The 14,527-nt window shown below is 70.3% G+C and carries 16 protein-coding genes; 12 read left to right on the top strand and 4 right to left on the bottom strand.

Annotated elements, in window-relative coordinates:
• Window positions 1–25: 25 nt before the first annotated feature.
• On the bottom strand, window positions 26–919 hold the full coding sequence (locus HNR57_RS09805; RefSeq protein ID WP_184559001.1) for a phosphorothioated DNA-binding restriction endonuclease: 894 nt from the start codon (window positions 917–919) through the stop codon (window positions 26–28).
• Between the two features lie 35 nt (window positions 920–954).
• Window positions 955–1,374 (bottom strand): arsenate reductase ArsC, encoded by a 420-nt coding sequence (locus tag HNR57_RS09810; protein WP_184559003.1) that lies wholly within the window; start codon window positions 1,372–1,374, stop codon window positions 955–957.
• A gap of 101 nt (window positions 1,375–1,475) precedes the next feature.
• Here HNR57_RS09810 and HNR57_RS09815 point away from each other — a divergent pair, with 101 nt between their 5' ends.
• The 3 genes from HNR57_RS09815 to HNR57_RS40850 are packed head-to-tail and all read left to right on the top strand — an operon-like array spanning window position 1,476 to window position 3,248.
• The gene (locus tag HNR57_RS09815) at window positions 1,476–1,784 is read left to right on the top strand and encodes an ArsR/SmtB family transcription factor (protein ID WP_184559005.1); all 309 of its coding nucleotides are present in this window, start codon (window positions 1,476–1,478) and stop codon (window positions 1,782–1,784) included.
• A complete protein-coding gene (gene arsB, locus HNR57_RS09820) occupies window positions 1,781–2,890 on the top strand; it encodes an ACR3 family arsenite efflux transporter (RefSeq protein WP_184559007.1) in 1,110 nt (369 codons plus the stop codon). Before HNR57_RS09815 ends, arsB begins: the two co-directional genes overlap by 4 nt.
• A 58-nt stretch (window positions 2,891–2,948) precedes the next feature.
• Window positions 2,949–3,248, top strand: a complete 300-nt coding sequence (locus HNR57_RS40850; RefSeq protein ID WP_376772212.1) for a hypothetical protein — start codon at window positions 2,949–2,951, stop codon at window positions 3,246–3,248.
• On the opposite strand, the gene HNR57_RS09830 is transcribed toward HNR57_RS40850, so the two are convergent.
• Window positions 3,179–3,559 (bottom strand): ArsR/SmtB family transcription factor, encoded by a 381-nt coding sequence (locus HNR57_RS09830; protein WP_184559009.1) that lies wholly within the window; start codon window positions 3,557–3,559, stop codon window positions 3,179–3,181. The two genes, HNR57_RS40850 and HNR57_RS09830, sit on opposite strands and share 70 nt — an antisense overlap.
• A 139-nt stretch (window positions 3,560–3,698) precedes the next feature.
• Between HNR57_RS09830 and HNR57_RS09835 the strand changes: the two genes are divergently transcribed.
• Window positions 3,699–5,102, top strand: coding sequence for an NAD(P)-binding domain-containing protein (locus HNR57_RS09835; RefSeq protein WP_184559011.1), 1,404 nt, complete (start codon window positions 3,699–3,701; stop codon window positions 5,100–5,102).
• A gap of 26 nt (window positions 5,103–5,128) precedes the next feature.
• On the top strand, window positions 5,129–5,593 hold the full coding sequence (locus HNR57_RS09840; RefSeq protein ID WP_184559013.1) for an ArsI/CadI family heavy metal resistance metalloenzyme: 465 nt from the start codon (window positions 5,129–5,131) through the stop codon (window positions 5,591–5,593).
• A gap of 128 nt (window positions 5,594–5,721) precedes the next feature.
• Here the strand turns inward: HNR57_RS09840 and HNR57_RS09845 are convergent, their stop codons facing one another.
• Window positions 5,722–6,159 carry a hypothetical protein gene (locus tag HNR57_RS09845; protein ID WP_003974483.1) on the bottom strand — a complete coding sequence of 146 codons (438 nt, stop codon included), beginning with the start codon at window positions 6,157–6,159 and terminating at the stop codon, window positions 5,722–5,724.
• Window positions 6,160–6,668: 509 nt separating this feature from the next.
• On the opposite strand from HNR57_RS09845, the gene hemL reads away from it, so the two are divergent.
• The 7 genes from hemL (at window position 6,669) to ccsB (ending at window position 14,522) form a co-directional block, all read left to right on the top strand.
• Window positions 6,669–7,985: a glutamate-1-semialdehyde 2,1-aminomutase gene (gene hemL, locus HNR57_RS09850; protein ID WP_184559015.1), complete on the top strand. Its 1,317-nt coding sequence runs from the start codon at window positions 6,669–6,671 to the stop codon at window positions 7,983–7,985.
• Entirely contained in the window at window positions 7,982–8,683 is a 702-nt protein-coding gene (locus HNR57_RS09855) for a histidine phosphatase family protein (RefSeq protein WP_184559017.1), read from the top strand. Before hemL ends, HNR57_RS09855 begins: the two co-directional genes overlap by 4 nt.
• 220 nt (window positions 8,684–8,903) lie before the next feature.
• Window positions 8,904–10,196 carry a polysaccharide deacetylase family protein gene (locus tag HNR57_RS09860; protein WP_184559019.1) on the top strand — a complete coding sequence of 431 codons (1,293 nt, stop codon included), beginning with the start codon at window positions 8,904–8,906 and terminating at the stop codon, window positions 10,194–10,196.
• 66 nt (window positions 10,197–10,262) lie between these two features.
• Window positions 10,263–10,910: a TlpA family protein disulfide reductase gene (locus HNR57_RS09865; protein WP_184559021.1), complete on the top strand. Its 648-nt coding sequence runs from the start codon at window positions 10,263–10,265 to the stop codon at window positions 10,908–10,910.
• A 13-nt stretch (window positions 10,911–10,923) separates the two neighbouring features.
• Complete coding sequence (locus HNR57_RS09870; RefSeq protein ID WP_184559023.1) at window positions 10,924–11,697, top strand: cytochrome c biogenesis CcdA family protein; 774 nt, start codon at window positions 10,924–10,926, stop codon at window positions 11,695–11,697.
• Window positions 11,698–11,700: 3 nt separating this feature from the next.
• Window positions 11,701–13,443, top strand: a complete 1,743-nt coding sequence (gene resB / locus HNR57_RS09875) for a cytochrome c biogenesis protein ResB (protein WP_184559025.1) — start codon at window positions 11,701–11,703, stop codon at window positions 13,441–13,443.
• Window positions 13,440–14,522 (top strand): c-type cytochrome biogenesis protein CcsB, encoded by a 1,083-nt coding sequence (gene ccsB, locus HNR57_RS09880; RefSeq protein ID WP_184559027.1) that lies wholly within the window; start codon window positions 13,440–13,442, stop codon window positions 14,520–14,522. Before resB ends, ccsB begins: the two co-directional genes overlap by 4 nt.
• Window positions 14,523–14,527 lie beyond the last annotated feature (5 nt).

Here is a 14,527-nt window from a genome sequence, read left to right on the forward strand (position 1 = left end):
TCCGCGCCCGCCCGTGGCGGATCCGTCATGGGGCCGTGGCAGGGCGCGGGGCACCGTGGAAGACCTGGCTGGTGTGCCAGGCACGGTGGGCGGCCGCGACGGGGCGCGTGCCCGGCTGCGGGCCGACCAGCGGGCGGCCCGCGAGCGCTGTGACGTGCTCGTGGGCGGCGGTGCTGTGCCCGATGAAACGCTGCGAGACCAGGATGCGGTGGCCGTCGCCGACTCCGAGGACACCCTTGTCGAAGAGCTTGTGGTGCAGCGAGCACAGGCACAGCCCGTTGTCGACGTCGTCGGGTCCGCCGAACGCCCACCAGCGCACGTGCGCGGCCTCCAGCCCGACCGGGACCGTGCCGATCCGGCCGTCGTAGCCGCAGAAGGCGCACCGGTACTCGTAAGCGGTCAGCACCAGATCGCGCATCCGCCGGCTGCGCTGCCGGCGTACCTCCGGGCGCCGCCCGGTCTCCGGTTCTTCCAGCTCCAGGCCGACGGCCTCGCAGAGGTCGCCGTGCAGGGAGGGCGGGAAGTGCAGGTCGAGCAGGACCCGCGCGATGCGGCCGAGCAGCGCCGGTTCACGCCGCAGGGCCGCCCTCAGGTCGGGCGCGAGCCGCCCCGCCGCACCCGTCTCCCTCAGCTCCCGCACGCCGCTGCCGGGGCTGCCCGGCCCGCGCTCGGTCCGCACCTCCCACACCCCGTCGCTGACGAGGTGGTGGAACGGATACGCAGGGCTCGTCCTGTTGGGCGGGCCGTACTCGGCCAGCAGCCGGGCCAGGTCCTCCTCCACCGCGCCGTAGCGCAGCTCGCCGTCGGCGTTCTCCTGGAACCGGCCGAGGGCGTAGAGGAACAGCAGGGGCTTGTGCGGCGCCCTCGTCCCGCCCCTGCTCCACTGCCGTAACGTCGCGCTGCGCTCCAGCCAGTCCATGGCCGCTGATCGTATGCCGGTGCCTTACGCGGACGTCACGCTTCCCGCTGGGCGTCGATCTCGGCGATCAGTGCCTCGATGCGCTGCCTGATCTCGTCGCGGATGGGGCGGACGGCTTCGACGCCCTTGCCGGCCGGGTCTTCCAGGGCCCAGTCGAGGTACTTCTTGCCGGGGAAGACCGGGCAGGCGTCGCCGCAGCCCATGGTGATGACGTAGTCGGACGCCCGGACGGCCTCGGTGGTGAGGATCTTCGGTTCGGCGCCGGCGATGTCGACGCCGACTTCCTTCATCGCCTCGACGGCGGAGGGGTTGACCCGGTCGCCGGGGATGGAGCCGGCGGAGCGGACCTCGATCCGGTCGCCTGCGAGGTGGGAGAGGAATCCGGCAGCCATCTGCGAGCGTCCGGCGTTGTGGACGCAGACGAACAGCACGGAGGTGAGCGGGCTGGAGGACATCGGTTCTTCCTTCGATCGGGGCGCCCTCGGGCGGAGGGATACGTATCCCGGACATCAGCCCCGGCTGGTATCAGCTCGGAGTGATGTGACAGTATCAGCCCATGCTGACGTCAGTCGACACTGATCTGATCCGGGTCCTGGCCGATCCGCTCAGGCTTCGCATCGTGACCTTGCTGGCCAGGGAGACGCTGTGCACCACCCACCTGGTGGAGGAGACCGGTGCCCGGCAGACCAACCTCTCCAATCACTTGAGAGTGCTGCGCGAGGCCGGGGTCGTCGAGACGGAGCCGTGCGGCCGGTACACGTACTACAGGCTCTGCCCGGACGTCATCGCCCAGCTCGCCGGCCGGTTCAACGACCTGGCCGAGTCCGCTCGCCATGCCGCCGACAACAAGAGGGCCTGCCCGTGACCCGCACCGAAGCATCCGCGACCGCCGAGGAGTCCTCGGTCGTCGCGAAGCTCTCGACGCTCGACCGCTTCCTCGCCGGGTGGATCCTGCTCGCCATGGCCGTCGGCCTCGGCCTGGGCCGTGCCGTCCCCGGCCTCGACGACGCCCTCGCCAAGGTCGAGATCGGCGGCATCTCGCTGCCGATCGCCCTCGGTCTGCTGATCATGATGTACCCGGTGCTGGCCAAGGTCCGCTACGACAGGCTCGACGCCGTCACCGGCGACAAGCGGCTCATGGCCTCGTCGCTGGTCGTCAACTGGATCGTCGGCCCCGCGGTCATGTTCGCGCTGGCCTGGATCTTCCTGCCGGACCTGCCCGAGTACCGCACGGGCCTGATCATCGTCGGCCTCGCCCGCTGCATCGCCATGGTCATCATCTGGAACGACCTCGCCTGCGGCGACCGCGAAGCCGCTGCCGTCCTCGTGGCGCTGAACTCGGTCTTCCAGGTCCTGGCGTTCGGCCTGCTCGGCTGGTTCTACCTCGACCTGCTGCCCGGCCTGCTGGGCCTGGGCAACGGCGAGCACCTCGACATCTCCATGGGGAAGATCGTCCTGAACGTCGTCATCTTCCTCGGCGTCCCGCTGCTGGCCGGCTTCCTCACCCGCCGCATCGGCGAACAGAAGCTGGGCAGGGAGAACTACGAGTCGGGCTTCCTCCCGAAGATCGGCCCGTGGGCGCTGTACGGCCTGCTCTTCACGATCGTCATCCTCTTCGCCCTGCAGGGGAAGACGATCACCTCGCAGCCGCTCGACGTCGCCCGTATCGCGCTTCCGCTGCTGGTGTACTTCGCCGTGATGTGGTTCGGCACCTTCGCCCTCGGCAAGGTCATCGGCCTGGCCTACGACCGCACCGCCACGCTCGCCTTCACGGCGGCCGGCAACAACTTCGAGCTGGCCATCGCGGTCGCCATCGCCACCTTCGGCGTCACCTCCGGCCAGGCCCTGTCCGGTGTGGTCGGCCCGCTCATCGAGGTGCCCGTCCTGGTCGCGCTGGTCTACGTCTCCCTGGCATGGCGGCGTACGTTCGGCCCCGGTCGGCAGTTGACGGCGGCACCGCGGGAGGGCTGATGCACCGCCTGGGCCGCACCGGCACCGCAGCGCAGACCGCGACGGCCCGCTCCTGCGCGTGGACACGGACTCGGGCCCCCGGCACTCCCGGGCGGTGATCCTCCCGCCCGTACGCGAAGCCCGCGACCGTGGCCTGCTCAAGGCCGGCCCGATGTTCTCCCGCCTCACCCCCGGCGGGGCCGAGTGGGCCGACGGCACCCGCACCGAGGCCGACGCGATCATCCGTTGCACCGGCATCCGGCCCGCGCTGTCCCACCTCACGGCGCTCGCCCTCCCGGCGCAGGACGGTCAGGCGGCGGACGGCGCGACGGTCAGCAGCTTGCCCATCGCGGCCAGCACGGACGGCTCGACCCGGTAGTACACCCAGGTGCCGCGCCGCTCGGAGGTCAGCAGCCCGGCGTCCTTCAGCTTCTTCAGGTGGTGGCTCACCGTCGGCTGGGAGACGCCGACATCGGAGATGTCGCACACGCACGCCTCGCCGCCCTCGTGCGAGGCCACCGCGGAGAACAGCCGCAGCCGCACCGGGTCGCCCAGGGCCTTGAACATCCGTGCGGCGGTTTCGGCCTCCTCGGCGGTGAACGGGCGCTCGGTGAGGGGCGGACAGCACGGCACCACGGTCTCGGGAACCTCGGGTTCCAGCAGCGGCAGCACCTTCGTCGTATTCGACATACGTCTATGTTGACATACGTCGAACCAAGTCGGCGAGGGTGAGCTGCCTCCGGTGAATCATCCCCTCTCGAATTCGATGAATGTCTATGTTGACGGTCATCGAAGCAAGTGCCATGCTGGCAACGCAAGCCATCGACGAATGTCGAAGCAAAAGGGGAACCTCGTGGCCGTGTCCATCAACAGCGTGCTCGACACTGATCAGCTGCCCGTCGTGGTCATCGGAGCAGGTCCGGTCGGGCTGGCCGCGGCGGCCCACCTCGTCGGGCGCGGCATCGAACCGCTGGTCCTGGAAGCCGGACCGTCGGCCGGTACCGCCGTACGCGACTGGGCGCACGTGCGGCTGTTCTCGCCCTGGTCCGAGCTCACCGACCCGGCCGCCGAAAAGCTGCTCGCCCCGGCCGGCTGGACCCGCCCCGACGGCTCCGCGTACCCGACCGGCGGTGACTGGGCCGAGCAGTACCTGCAGCCCCTCGCCGACGTCCTCGACGGCAAGATCCGTTACGGGGCAACCGTGACCGGCGTCGCCCGCGCCGGGCGCGACCGCATCGTCGACTCCGGCCGCGACGAGCAGCCCTTCACCGTGCACATCCAGCACGCCGACGGCCGCGAGGAACGGATCAGCGCACGCGCGGTCATCGACGCCTCCGGCACCTGGTCCACCCCCAGCCCCATGGGCGCCGACGGTCTGCCCGCGCTCGGTGAGAGGTCCGCCGCCGACCGCATCTCCTACCGGGTGCCCGACCTGGGCGATCCGGCCGTGCGCGCCCGATACGCGGGCAAGCGCACCGCCGTGATCGGCTCCGGCGCCTCCGCCTTCACCGCCCTCGCCCGTCTCGCGGACCTGGCCGAGGACGAGCCGGGCACCCACGCGGTGTGGATCCTGCGCCGCGGTATCACCGGCTCCACCTTCGGCGGCGGCGAGGCCGACCAACTGCCCGCCCGCGGTGCCCTGGGCCTGCGCGCCAAGGCCGCCGTCGAAGCCGGTCACGCCGGCGCGGCGACCGGATTCCGTACACAGGCTGTGGAGCGCGACGGCGATCGGCTCGTCCTCGTCGCGGAGGACGGCCGCCGCCTGGATCCGGTCGACGAGGTCATCGTCCTGACCGGCTTCCGCCCCGACCTGTCCTTCCTCTCCGAGGTCCGCCTCGGCCTCGACGAACGCCTCCAGGCCCCGACCGCACTCGCCCCGCTGATCGACCCCAACGTCCACTCCTGCGGCACCGTCTACCCGCACGGCGTCAACGAACTGTCCCACCCCGAGCAGGGCATCTACCTGGCCGGCATGAAGTCCTACGGCCGCGCCCCCACGTTCCTCGCCATGACCGGCTACGAGCAGGTCCGCTCCATCACCGCAGCGATCGCCGGCGACCGTGAGGCCGCCGAGCGGGTCGAGCTGACCCTGCCGGAGACCGGCGTGTGCGGCGGCGCGGGCCTGTTCGACGAGCCGGAGAACTCCGAGCAGGCCGGCGACGGATGCTGCTCCGCGCCGAGCTCCCTCCAGATCGGCAGCGGCACCCCGGCCACCGGTCCCGGTGGCTGCTGAACACCCGCATACGAGAGAGGTTCGCCATGTCCCGCGTACAGCTGGCCCTTCGCGTCCCGGACCTGGACGCGTCCGTCGCCTTCTACAGCAAGCTGTTCGGCACCGAGCCCGCCAAACTCCGAGACGGCTACGCCAACTTCGCCATCGCCGAGCCCCCGCTCAAGCTCGTCCTCATCGAGGGCACGGCGGGGGAGGTCACCCGTATGGACCACCTCGGTGTCGAGGTCGAGAGTGCCGAGCAGGTCCACGCCGCGACCACCCGTCTCAGCGAGGCCGGTCTCGCCACGACCGAGGAGAACGACACCACGTGCTGCTACGCCCTCCAGGACAAGGTCTGGGTCCACGCACCGGGGCAGGAGCCCTGGGAGGTGTACGTCGTCAAGGCCGACGCCGGCACTCTGGACAGGCAGCGGGGCAGCACCTGCTGCGCAGACTCGGCCACGGCCGGCAGCGGCGCGAAAGAAGCGGCCACCGCGAGCAGTTGCTGCTGACCTCCTGAGGGCTCACCTTCACCCACCAGGCCGCGACCGGAACGGGAGACCGGTCGCGGCCGCGCGTCGTCCGGTCCGGGGCGGACGCCACACCGCCGCACCCTGCCTGCCCACCACGAAAGCGCAGTTCAGGGCCACACAAGGCAGTACGGCTGATGCCCCGCCTCGTGCAGCCGGTGCGAGAAGTCCTGCCACTCGTGCAGCAGCTGGTAGACGTTGAACGCGTCCCGGGGGCCGCCGCGGTCCGGGACCGTCGACCAGATGAACGCCGCCGCGCCCACGGCCTCCTCGCCGATGCCGCGCAGCGGGTCGACGACCGTCATGGGGAGCTTGACCACCGCGTAGTCGGGGTGCAGGACGACCAGTTCCAGGGGCGGGACCTTGTGCAGGGGGACGCCCTCGATGCCCGTGAGGACCATGGCCGCCATGGTCTCGGGCTTGATCTTCGTGAACATGCCGTTCATGCCGAGCTCGTCGCCGCCGAGCTCCTCGGGGCGCATCGAGATCGGGACGCGGGCCGCGGTCGCGCCGTCGGGCGCACCGAAGTACTTGTACGTCACCCCCACCCGACCACCATTCCCGCTGCTCCCGGCCCGAAGATCGTCGACCTGCCGTTCAGTACGTCCGGCGGCCCGCTCCGGTTCACTCGGTACACCCTGTGTCTGACGCGGTTCCTGAGCGTCCTCCGCCTCGCGCCGGTGCCTTCCCCGCCGGGCACGTCGAGGACCCAGGTCATCAGTCCCCTCGCCCAGTCCGCCACCGCGATGCATATCTCCACCCGACTGCTTTTCTAGGACGCGTCGCCCCCGCCGCGCAACCCGATCATCGTGTCAGTGACCTCCCCCACGGCCGCCCGGCGAAACGTACGCCGAAACATCTGACCGCAGGATCTCCGCAGCTTCCGACCACACCGGGCCGTTTGAGCTGTGGGTATCAGGGTCCAGTCTCGCAGACGACGGGGACCGGGGGGCCGGTTGTCCCACGCCCCGCCCGCCCACGCCCCTGGCCTACCCTGAACAGGTCACTGGCACCCGGAGCCCGACAGCGTCGGAGAAGGTCGGAGAAGTCGCAGGTCATGAGTGAACTGGCATATCCGTATGAAGCACCGGCCTCGCAGGCTCTTTTCGACCGCGCGGCGGCCGTCACGCCCGGCGGTGTGAACTCCCCGGTCCGGGCCTTCCGGGCCGTCGGCGGCACCCCGCGGTTCATGGTGTCCGGGACGGGCCCGTACCTGACGGACGCGGACGGCCGGGAGTATGTGGACCTGGTGTGCTCCTGGGGTCCCATGATCCTCGGGCACTCCCACCCCGAGGTCATCGCCGCCGTGCAGGACGCGGTCTCCCGCGGCACGTCCTTCGGCACGCCCGGTGAGGGGGAGGTCGCGCTCGCCGAGGAGATGACCGCCCGGGTCGCGCCGCTGGAGCAGGTGCGGCTCGTGTCCAGCGGGACCGAGGCGACCATGTCCGCGATCCGGCTGGCGCGCGGGTTCACGCAGCGCACCAAGGTGATCAAGTTCGCCGGGTGCTACCACGGGCACGTCGACTCGCTGCTCGCCGCGGCCGGCAGCGGGGTCGCCACCTTCGCGCTGCCCGACACCCCGGGCGTCACCGGTGCCCAGGCCGGCGACACCATCGTCCTGCCGTACAACGACCTCGACGCCGTGCGCGAGGCCTTCCGGGCGCACCCCGGCGAGGTCGCCTGCGTGATCACCGAGGCCTCCCCGGGCAACATGGGCGTCGTACCGCCCGCCGAGGGCTTCAACCAGGGCCTCAAGGACATCTGCGCCGAGAACGGCGCCCTCTACGTCTCCGACGAGGTCATGACCGGCTTCCGGACCAGCCGCGCCGGTTGGTTCGGCGTCGACGGCGTGGTCCCCGACCTGATGACCTTCGGCAAGGTCATGGGCGGTGGTTTCCCCGCGGCGGCCTTCGGCGGACGCGCGGACGTCATGGCCCACCTCGCCCCGGCCGGGCCGGTCTACCAGGCCGGCACCCTCTCCGGTAACCCCGTCGCGACCGCCGCCGGCCTCGCCCAGCTGCGGCTGCTCGACGACGCGGCGTACGCGAAGGTCGACGCCGTGTCGAAGGAGATCCAGGGCCTGGTCACCGAGGCCCTGACCAAGGAGGGCGTCGCGCACCGGCTGCAGACCGCCTCCAACATGTTCTCGGTGTTCTTCACCGACCGGCCCGTGCGCAATTACGAGGACGCCAAGACGCAGGAGTCCTTCCGCTTCACCGCGTTCTTCCACTCGCTGCTCGCGAACGGCGTGTACCTGCCGCCGTCCTCCTTCGAGTCCTGGTTCGTGTCCACCGCGCACGACGAGCGGGCCGTGCAGAAGATCGCCGACGCCCTCCCGGCGGCGGCCCGCGCGGCCGCGGAGGCGACGGCATGAGCGACGCGACGAGCCCCCGGAGCGACGAGGACATCACCGTCGTCCACCTGATGCGGCACGGCGAGGTGGCCAACCCGGACGGCATCCTCTACGGCCGTCTCCCCGGCTACCACCTGTCCGACCTGGGCCGCCGGATGGCCGACCGGGTCGCGGAGCATCTGTCCGGCCGTGATGTGACGCACGTGGTCGCCTCGCCGCTGGAGCGGGCGCAGGAGACCGCCGAGCCGATCGCGAAGGCGCACGGGCTCGGTCTCGCCACGGACGAGCGGCTGATCGAGGCCGACAACATCTTCCAGGGCAAGACGTTCGGCGTCGGGGACGGGGCGCTGCGCAAGCCCGGCAACTGGAAGCACCTGGTCAACCCGTTCCGGCCGTCCTGGGGCGAGCCGTACGTCGACCAGGTCGTCCGCATGATGAGCGCGCTGAGCGCGGCGAAGGACAAGGCCCGCGGGCACGAGGCGGTCGTGGTCAGCCACCAGTTGCCCATCTGGATCGTCCGGTCCTACGTCGAACGCCGCCGCCTCTGGCACGACCCGCGCAGGCGCCAGTGCACACTCGCCTCGCTGACGACCTTCACGTACCAGGGCGACCGCATCGTCTCCGTCGGCTACACCGAGCCGGCCCGCGACCTGGTCCCACCCCACCTCCTCGCCGGCGCAAAGCCGGTGAAGGGCCAGGACAAGGCGTTCGGAGCGTAGGCGCGACCGGTCGCGCGATCGGTCGGTCACTTGGCCCGGGCCAGGTGACCGACCGGGCCGGCCACCCCGGAGCCTTCGGGAAGCGGTGGCGGTTCTCGCTTCGCCCCTTCTGATCGCTTACGACCTCTTCGTTACGAAATCTGCAAACTTCACCGGAACCTCCCCGTTCGCCACGTCCTCTGACTGGGTGACCAGCACGACGTCACGAATCGGGGATGCCATGCGCGCTCTCTCCCGCAGGGGAATGCTCGGACTCGGCGCGGGAGCCGCCGCCGCTGTCTCGCTCGCCGGATGCGGCGGGCTCACGGGCTCGGACGACTCCGGCCATGCCGACGGTTCCGGCGGCGACTCCGTACAGGGCGGATCGAAGCCGAAGCCCACCGCCCGGCCCATCGGCGACGGCTCCACCGCCCACACCGGCAGGCAGCCCCACCAGCCCGGCAAGCCCGAGCCGCTGGAGCCGGGGCAGACCCCGCCGCAGTTCGTCGTGTTCTCCTGGGACGGCGCCGGCGAGGTCGGCAACGGCCTCTTCCCGCGCTTCCTGGACCTCGCCAAGGAGCACGGCGCGAGCATGACCTTCTTCCTGTCCGGGCTGTACCTGCTGCCCGAGTCGAAGAAGCGCCTCTACAACCCGCCGAACAACCCGCGCGGCGCCTCCGACATCGGCTACCTCACCGACGAGCACGTCAAGGACACGCTGAAGAACGTCCGCCGGGCGTGGCTGGAGGGCCACGAGATCGGCACCCACTTCAACGGGCACTTCTGCGGAGAGTCCTACGGCTCGGTCAAGAACTGGACGCCCCGGCAGTGGCGCAGTGAGATCGACCAGGCGAAGTCCTTCGTGAAGGAGTGGCGCACCAACACCGGCTGGACCGACCTGCCGCCGCTGCCGTTCGATTACGACAAGGAGCTCGTCGGCGGCCGTACGCCCTGCCTGCTCGGGCAGGACAACCTGCTGCCCACCGCGCGCGAGCTCGGCTGGCGTTACGACGCCTCCTCGCCCGGCGGCCTCCAGGTCTGGCCCACCAAGCGCCAGGGCATCTGGGACCTGCCCCTCCAGCAGATACCTTTCCCCGGCCGCGGCTTCGAGGTCCTGTCCATGGACTACAACATGCTGGCCAACCAGTCCCTCAACACCACGAAGGCCCCGGCCCACAACTACCCGGGCTGGCGGAAGCAGTCGGCGCAGGCGTACATCCAGGGTTTCAAGCGGGCATACGAGACAAACCGGGCACCGCTCTTCATCGGCAACCACTTCGAGCAGTGGAACGGCGGCATCTACATGGACGCCGTCGAGGAGGCCTTCAAGTACATCGCCCGGGAGAAGGAGAAGGGCGCGGATGTGCGTCTCGTCTCCTTCCGGCAGTTCGCCGACTGGCTGGACGTGCAGAAGCCCGAGGTGCTCGACAAGCTCCGCACCCTCGGCGTCGGGCAGCAGCCGGCCGGTGGCTGGCGGGAGTTCACCGGCAAGGCCTCCACACCCAGCGAAGACGCCTCGCAGAACGCCGCCTGAAATGCGGTTTTCCACCCGCAAGGGGGGTGGGCGAGACCCCCAGAACGGGCATGCGAAACTTTTCACATGAGTGCCGACAGCGCCCCCCAGCGTTCGAACCGCACGACCCGTGCCGCCGAGCGCACCCGCCGTGTCCGCCGTAGCGCCGCCTTGACCGCCGGTCTCGCCGCGACCGCGCTGCTCGTCACCGCGTGCGGCTCCGGCGGCACCTCCGGCGGGGGCGGCAACACCAACTTCGTCACCGGCACCGACGGCATCGCCACGGCCGCCAAGGGCGAGCGCACCCCGGCGCCCGACCTCTCCGGCAAGACCATCGCCGGCAAGACCCTCGACGTCGCCGACTACAAGGGCAAGGTCGTCGTCCTCAACGTCTGGGGTTCCTGGTGCAACCCCTGCCGCGCCGAGGCCAAGTACTTCGCGAAGGTCTCCAAGGAGTACGCCGGCAAGGGCGTGCAGTTCGTCGGCATCAACACCCGCGACACCTCCACCGGCGCCGCCCTCGCGTTCGAGAAGGACTGGGGCATCACCTACCCCAGCCTCTACGACCCGACCGGCAAGCTGCTGCTGCGCTTCAAGAAGGGCACGCTCAACCCGCAGGCGATCCCCTCCACGCTCATCCTCGACCGCAACGGCAAGATCGCGGCCCGTTCGCTGTCCGCGCTCAGCGAGGAACGGCTGCTGAAGATGCTCAAGCCTGTCGTCGCCGAGAAGTGAGCGGAGTAGTGACGTGAGCGCAGTCACCACGCTCGCCGCGGTCGCGGACCCCAACGGCACGGTGCTCAACGGCGCCCTGCTCGTGGCCCTGCCGATCGCGCTGCTCGGCGGACTCGTCTCCTTCTTCTCCCCGTGCGTCCTGCCGCTCGTGCCCGGTTATCTGTCCTATGTGACGGGGGTCGCCGGAACCGACCTCGCCGAGGCGCGGCGCGGCCGGATGGTGGCGGGCGCCTCCCTGTTCGTGGTCGGCTTCACCGCCGTGTTCGTCTCCGGCGGGGCCCTGTTCGGCTACTTCGGGCAGACGCTCCAGGAGCAGCAGGGCGTCCTGTCCAAGGTGCTCGGCGTCCTCATGATCCTCATGGGCGTCTTCTTCATGGGCCTGATGCCCTGGCTCACCCAGCGGGAGTTCCGCTTCCACCGGCGGCCCGTCGCCGGGCTGGCCGGCGCGCCCCTGCTCGGGGCGCTGTTCGGCATCGGCTGGACGCCCTGCATCGGCCCCACCCTCGCCTCCGTGCAGGCGCTCGCCATCGACCAGGCCAGCGCCGGGCGCGGAGCCGTCCTGACCATCGCGTACTGTCTGGGCCTGGGCGTGCCCTTCGTGCTCGCCGCGGTCGCCTTCCGCAAGGCCCTCGGAGCCTTCGGCTGGATCAAGCGCCACTACGTCTGGGTGATGCGGATCGGCGGCATCATGATGATCGTGACCGGTCTGCTCCTGCTGACCGGCGCGTGGGACCGCATCGTGCAGGAGATGCAGGTCTGGTCCGACGGCTTCACTGTGGGGATCTGATCGATGAGCAAGACCACCGCCTCCGACCCGGCCCCCTCCGCCGCCGAGGACCAGGAGCTGGGCGACGCCGGCTCCCAGCTGTCCACCGCCCCCAAGGAGGACGCGCCCAACCTCCCCGCCCTGGGCGTCATCGGCTGGGCCCGCTGGTTCTGGCGGCAGCTGACCTCCATGCGGGTCGCGCTCCTGCTGCTCCTGCTGCTGTCCCTCGGCGCGATTCCCGGCTCGCTCATCCCGCAGTCCGGCCAGGACGAGACGAAGGTCGCCGACTTCCGCAAGGGCAACCCGACCCTCGGCGACATCTACGACAAGCTCGGCCTGTTCCACGTCTACAGCTCGGTGTGGTTCTCCGCGATCTACATCCTGCTGTTCGTCTCCCTCATCGGCTGCATCGTGCCCCGCACCTGGCAGTTCGTCGGCCAGCTGCGGGGCCTGCCGCCCGGCGCGCCCCGGCGGCTGAACCGGCTGCCCGCGCACACCACCTGGCGCACCACGGCCGAACCGGAGCAGGTCCACCAGGCCGCCCTGGCCCTGCTGAAGAAGCGCCGCTTCCGCGCCCACCTCACCGGGGACGCCGTCGCCGCCGAGAAGGGCTACCTGCGCGAGCTGGGCAACCTCGTCTTCCACATCGCCCTCATCGTGATGCTGATCGCCTTCGCCTGGGGCCAGCTCTTCAAGTCCGAGGGCAACAAGCTCGTCGTCGAGGGTGACGGCTTCTCCAACACCCTCACCCAGTACGACGACTTCAAGTCCGGCAACCTCTTCACCTCCGACGACCTGGTGCCGTTCAGCTTCAACCTGAAGAAGTTCACCGGCACCTACGAGCGCACCGGCCCCAACAAGGGCACCCCCCGCGTCTACAAGGCCGACCTCACGTACAGCGCGGGCCCCTACGGCAAGGACGAGAAGACCACCGTCGAGGTCAACCACCCGCTGGAGATCGGCGACTCCAAGGTCTACCTCGTCAGCCACGGCTACGCCCCGGTCATCACCGTCCGCGACGCCCAGGGCAAGGTCGTCTTCGACGACGCCGTACCGCTGCTGCCGCTGGACGCCAACGTCACCTCCTCCGGCGTCGTCAAGGTCCTCGACGGCTACCGCAACGCCCAGGGCAAGAAGGAGCAGCTGGGCTTCAACGCCTTCTTCGTGCCGACGTTCGGCGGCTCCGCCAGCGGCACGATGCTGTCGCAGTTCCCCGCGCTGGACAATCCGCTGCTCGCGCTGTCCGCCTACCACGGCGACCTCGGGGCCGACTCGGGCATCCCGCAGAGCGTGTACCAGATGGACCGGACGAACATGAAGGAGTTCAAGGACTCCCAGGGCAAGCTGTTCAAGAAGCTGCTGAAGCCCGGCGAGACCATGAAGCTCCCGAACGGCGCCGGTTCGGTCACCTTCGGCAAGGACATCAAGGAGTGGGCCGGCTTCCAGGTCGTCCAGCAGCCCGGCAGCGGCTGGGCCCTCGCCGGTGCCCTCGCCGCGATCGGCGGCCTCGCCGCCTCCCTGTTCATCCAGCGCCGCCGCGTCTGGGTGCGCGCGGTCAAGGGCGCCGACGGCGTCACCGTCGTCGAGATGGCCGGCCTCGGCCGCAGCGAGTCCGCGAAGGTCCCCGAGGAACTGGGCGACCTCGCCGGGACTCTCTACGAGCAGGCTCCGGGCGCGCCCGCCCCCGACGACCCCGCAGATTCCCCCGACCCCGCCCAGGAGCCGGGTACCGAAACCCCCGTACCTGCCGAAGGGGCTGAGAAGTGACTCTCGCCGCCGCCACGAACGAAAACCTCGCGCAGATCAGCAACGTGCTGATCTACTCCGCGATGGCCGTCTACACCCTGGCCTTTTTCGCGTACATCGCCGAATGGCTCTTCGGCAGCCGCAGCAAGGTCGCCCGGACCGCCGCCGCGCTCACCACCAAGGCGGACGCCAAGAAGGCGGCCCCGGCCGTCACCGTGAACCAGGCCGGCGGCACCGCCGTGCTGGAGCGGCCGAAGGTCACCGTGCGGGCCGCGGCCGGCCGGCGTGACGTGCCGGACGGGCCCGGGGCGCACGGTGGGGACGAGCAGGGCGACCTGTACGGCCGGATCGCCATCTCCCTCACGGTGCTCGCCTTCCTGGTCGAGTTCGGCGGTGTCCTCACCCGCGCCCTGTCGGTGGAGCGGGCGCCGTGGGGCAACATGTACGAGTTCAACATCACGTTCTCCACGGTCGCGGTCGGCGTGTACCTCGGGCTGCTGGCGCTGAAGAAGAACGTGCGCTGGCTGGGCCTGTTCCTGATCACCTCGGTCCTGCTCGACCTGGGCCTCGCGGTCACGGTCCTCTACACCGCAAGCGACCAGCTGGTCCCGGCGCTGCACTCGTACTGGCTGTACATCCACGTCTCGACGGCCATCTTCTGCGGCGCGGTCTTCTACGTCGGCGCGGTCGGCACCATCCTGTACCTGTTCAAGGACTCCTACGAGAGCAAGCTCGCGAGCGGCGGCACGCCCGGCACCTTCGCGACCTCCGTCCTGGAGCGGCTGCCCTCCTCCGCCTCCCTCGACAAGTTCTCCTACCGCGTCAACGCGGCCGTGTTCCCGCTGTGGACGTTCACGATCATCGCGGGCGCCATCTGGGCGGGCGACGCCTGGGGCCGCTACTGGGGCTGGGACCCGAAGGAGACCTGGTCCTTCATCACCTGGGTCGCCTACGCCTGCTACCTGCACGCCCGCGCGACCGCCGGCTGGAAGGGCCGCAAGGCCGCCTACCTGGCCCTCATCGCCTTCGGCTGCTGGCTGTTCAACTACTACGGCGTGAACATCTTCGTCTCCGGCAAGCACTCGTACGCGGGCGTGTGACGCGC

This window comes from Streptomyces paradoxus (assembly GCF_014202475.1).
Classification (GTDB): domain Bacteria; phylum Actinomycetota; class Actinomycetes; order Streptomycetales; family Streptomycetaceae; genus Streptomyces; species Streptomyces paradoxus.

Excerpts from the sequence above, each read along its gene's own strand:
- HNR57_RS09815 (WP_184559005.1), top strand. The coding sequence starts at position 1,476 with ATGCTGACGTCAGTCGACACTGATCTGATCCGGGTCCTGGCCGATCCG.
- resB (WP_184559025.1), top strand. The coding sequence starts at position 11,701 with ATGAGCAAGACCACCGCCTCCGACCCGGCCCCCTCCGCCGCCGAGGAC.
- HNR57_RS09840 (WP_184559013.1), top strand. The coding sequence starts at position 5,129 with ATGTCCCGCGTACAGCTGGCCCTTCGCGTCCCGGACCTGGACGCGTCC.
- HNR57_RS09835 (WP_184559011.1), top strand. The coding sequence starts at position 3,699 with ATGTCGAAGCAAAAGGGGAACCTCGTGGCCGTGTCCATCAACAGCGTG.
- HNR57_RS09860 (WP_184559019.1), top strand. The coding sequence starts at position 8,904 with ATGCGCGCTCTCTCCCGCAGGGGAATGCTCGGACTCGGCGCGGGAGCC.
- HNR57_RS09805 (WP_184559001.1), bottom strand. The coding sequence starts at position 919 with ATGGACTGGCTGGAGCGCAGCGCGACGTTACGGCAGTGGAGCAGGGGC.
- HNR57_RS09865 (WP_184559021.1), top strand. The coding sequence starts at position 10,263 with ATGAGTGCCGACAGCGCCCCCCAGCGTTCGAACCGCACGACCCGTGCC.
- hemL (WP_184559015.1), top strand. The coding sequence starts at position 6,669 with ATGAGTGAACTGGCATATCCGTATGAAGCACCGGCCTCGCAGGCTCTT.
- HNR57_RS09810 (WP_184559003.1), bottom strand. The coding sequence starts at position 1,374 with ATGTCCTCCAGCCCGCTCACCTCCGTGCTGTTCGTCTGCGTCCACAAC.
- HNR57_RS09855 (WP_184559017.1), top strand. The coding sequence starts at position 7,982 with ATGAGCGACGCGACGAGCCCCCGGAGCGACGAGGACATCACCGTCGTC.
- HNR57_RS09830 (WP_184559009.1), bottom strand. The coding sequence starts at position 3,559 with ATGTCGAATACGACGAAGGTGCTGCCGCTGCTGGAACCCGAGGTTCCC.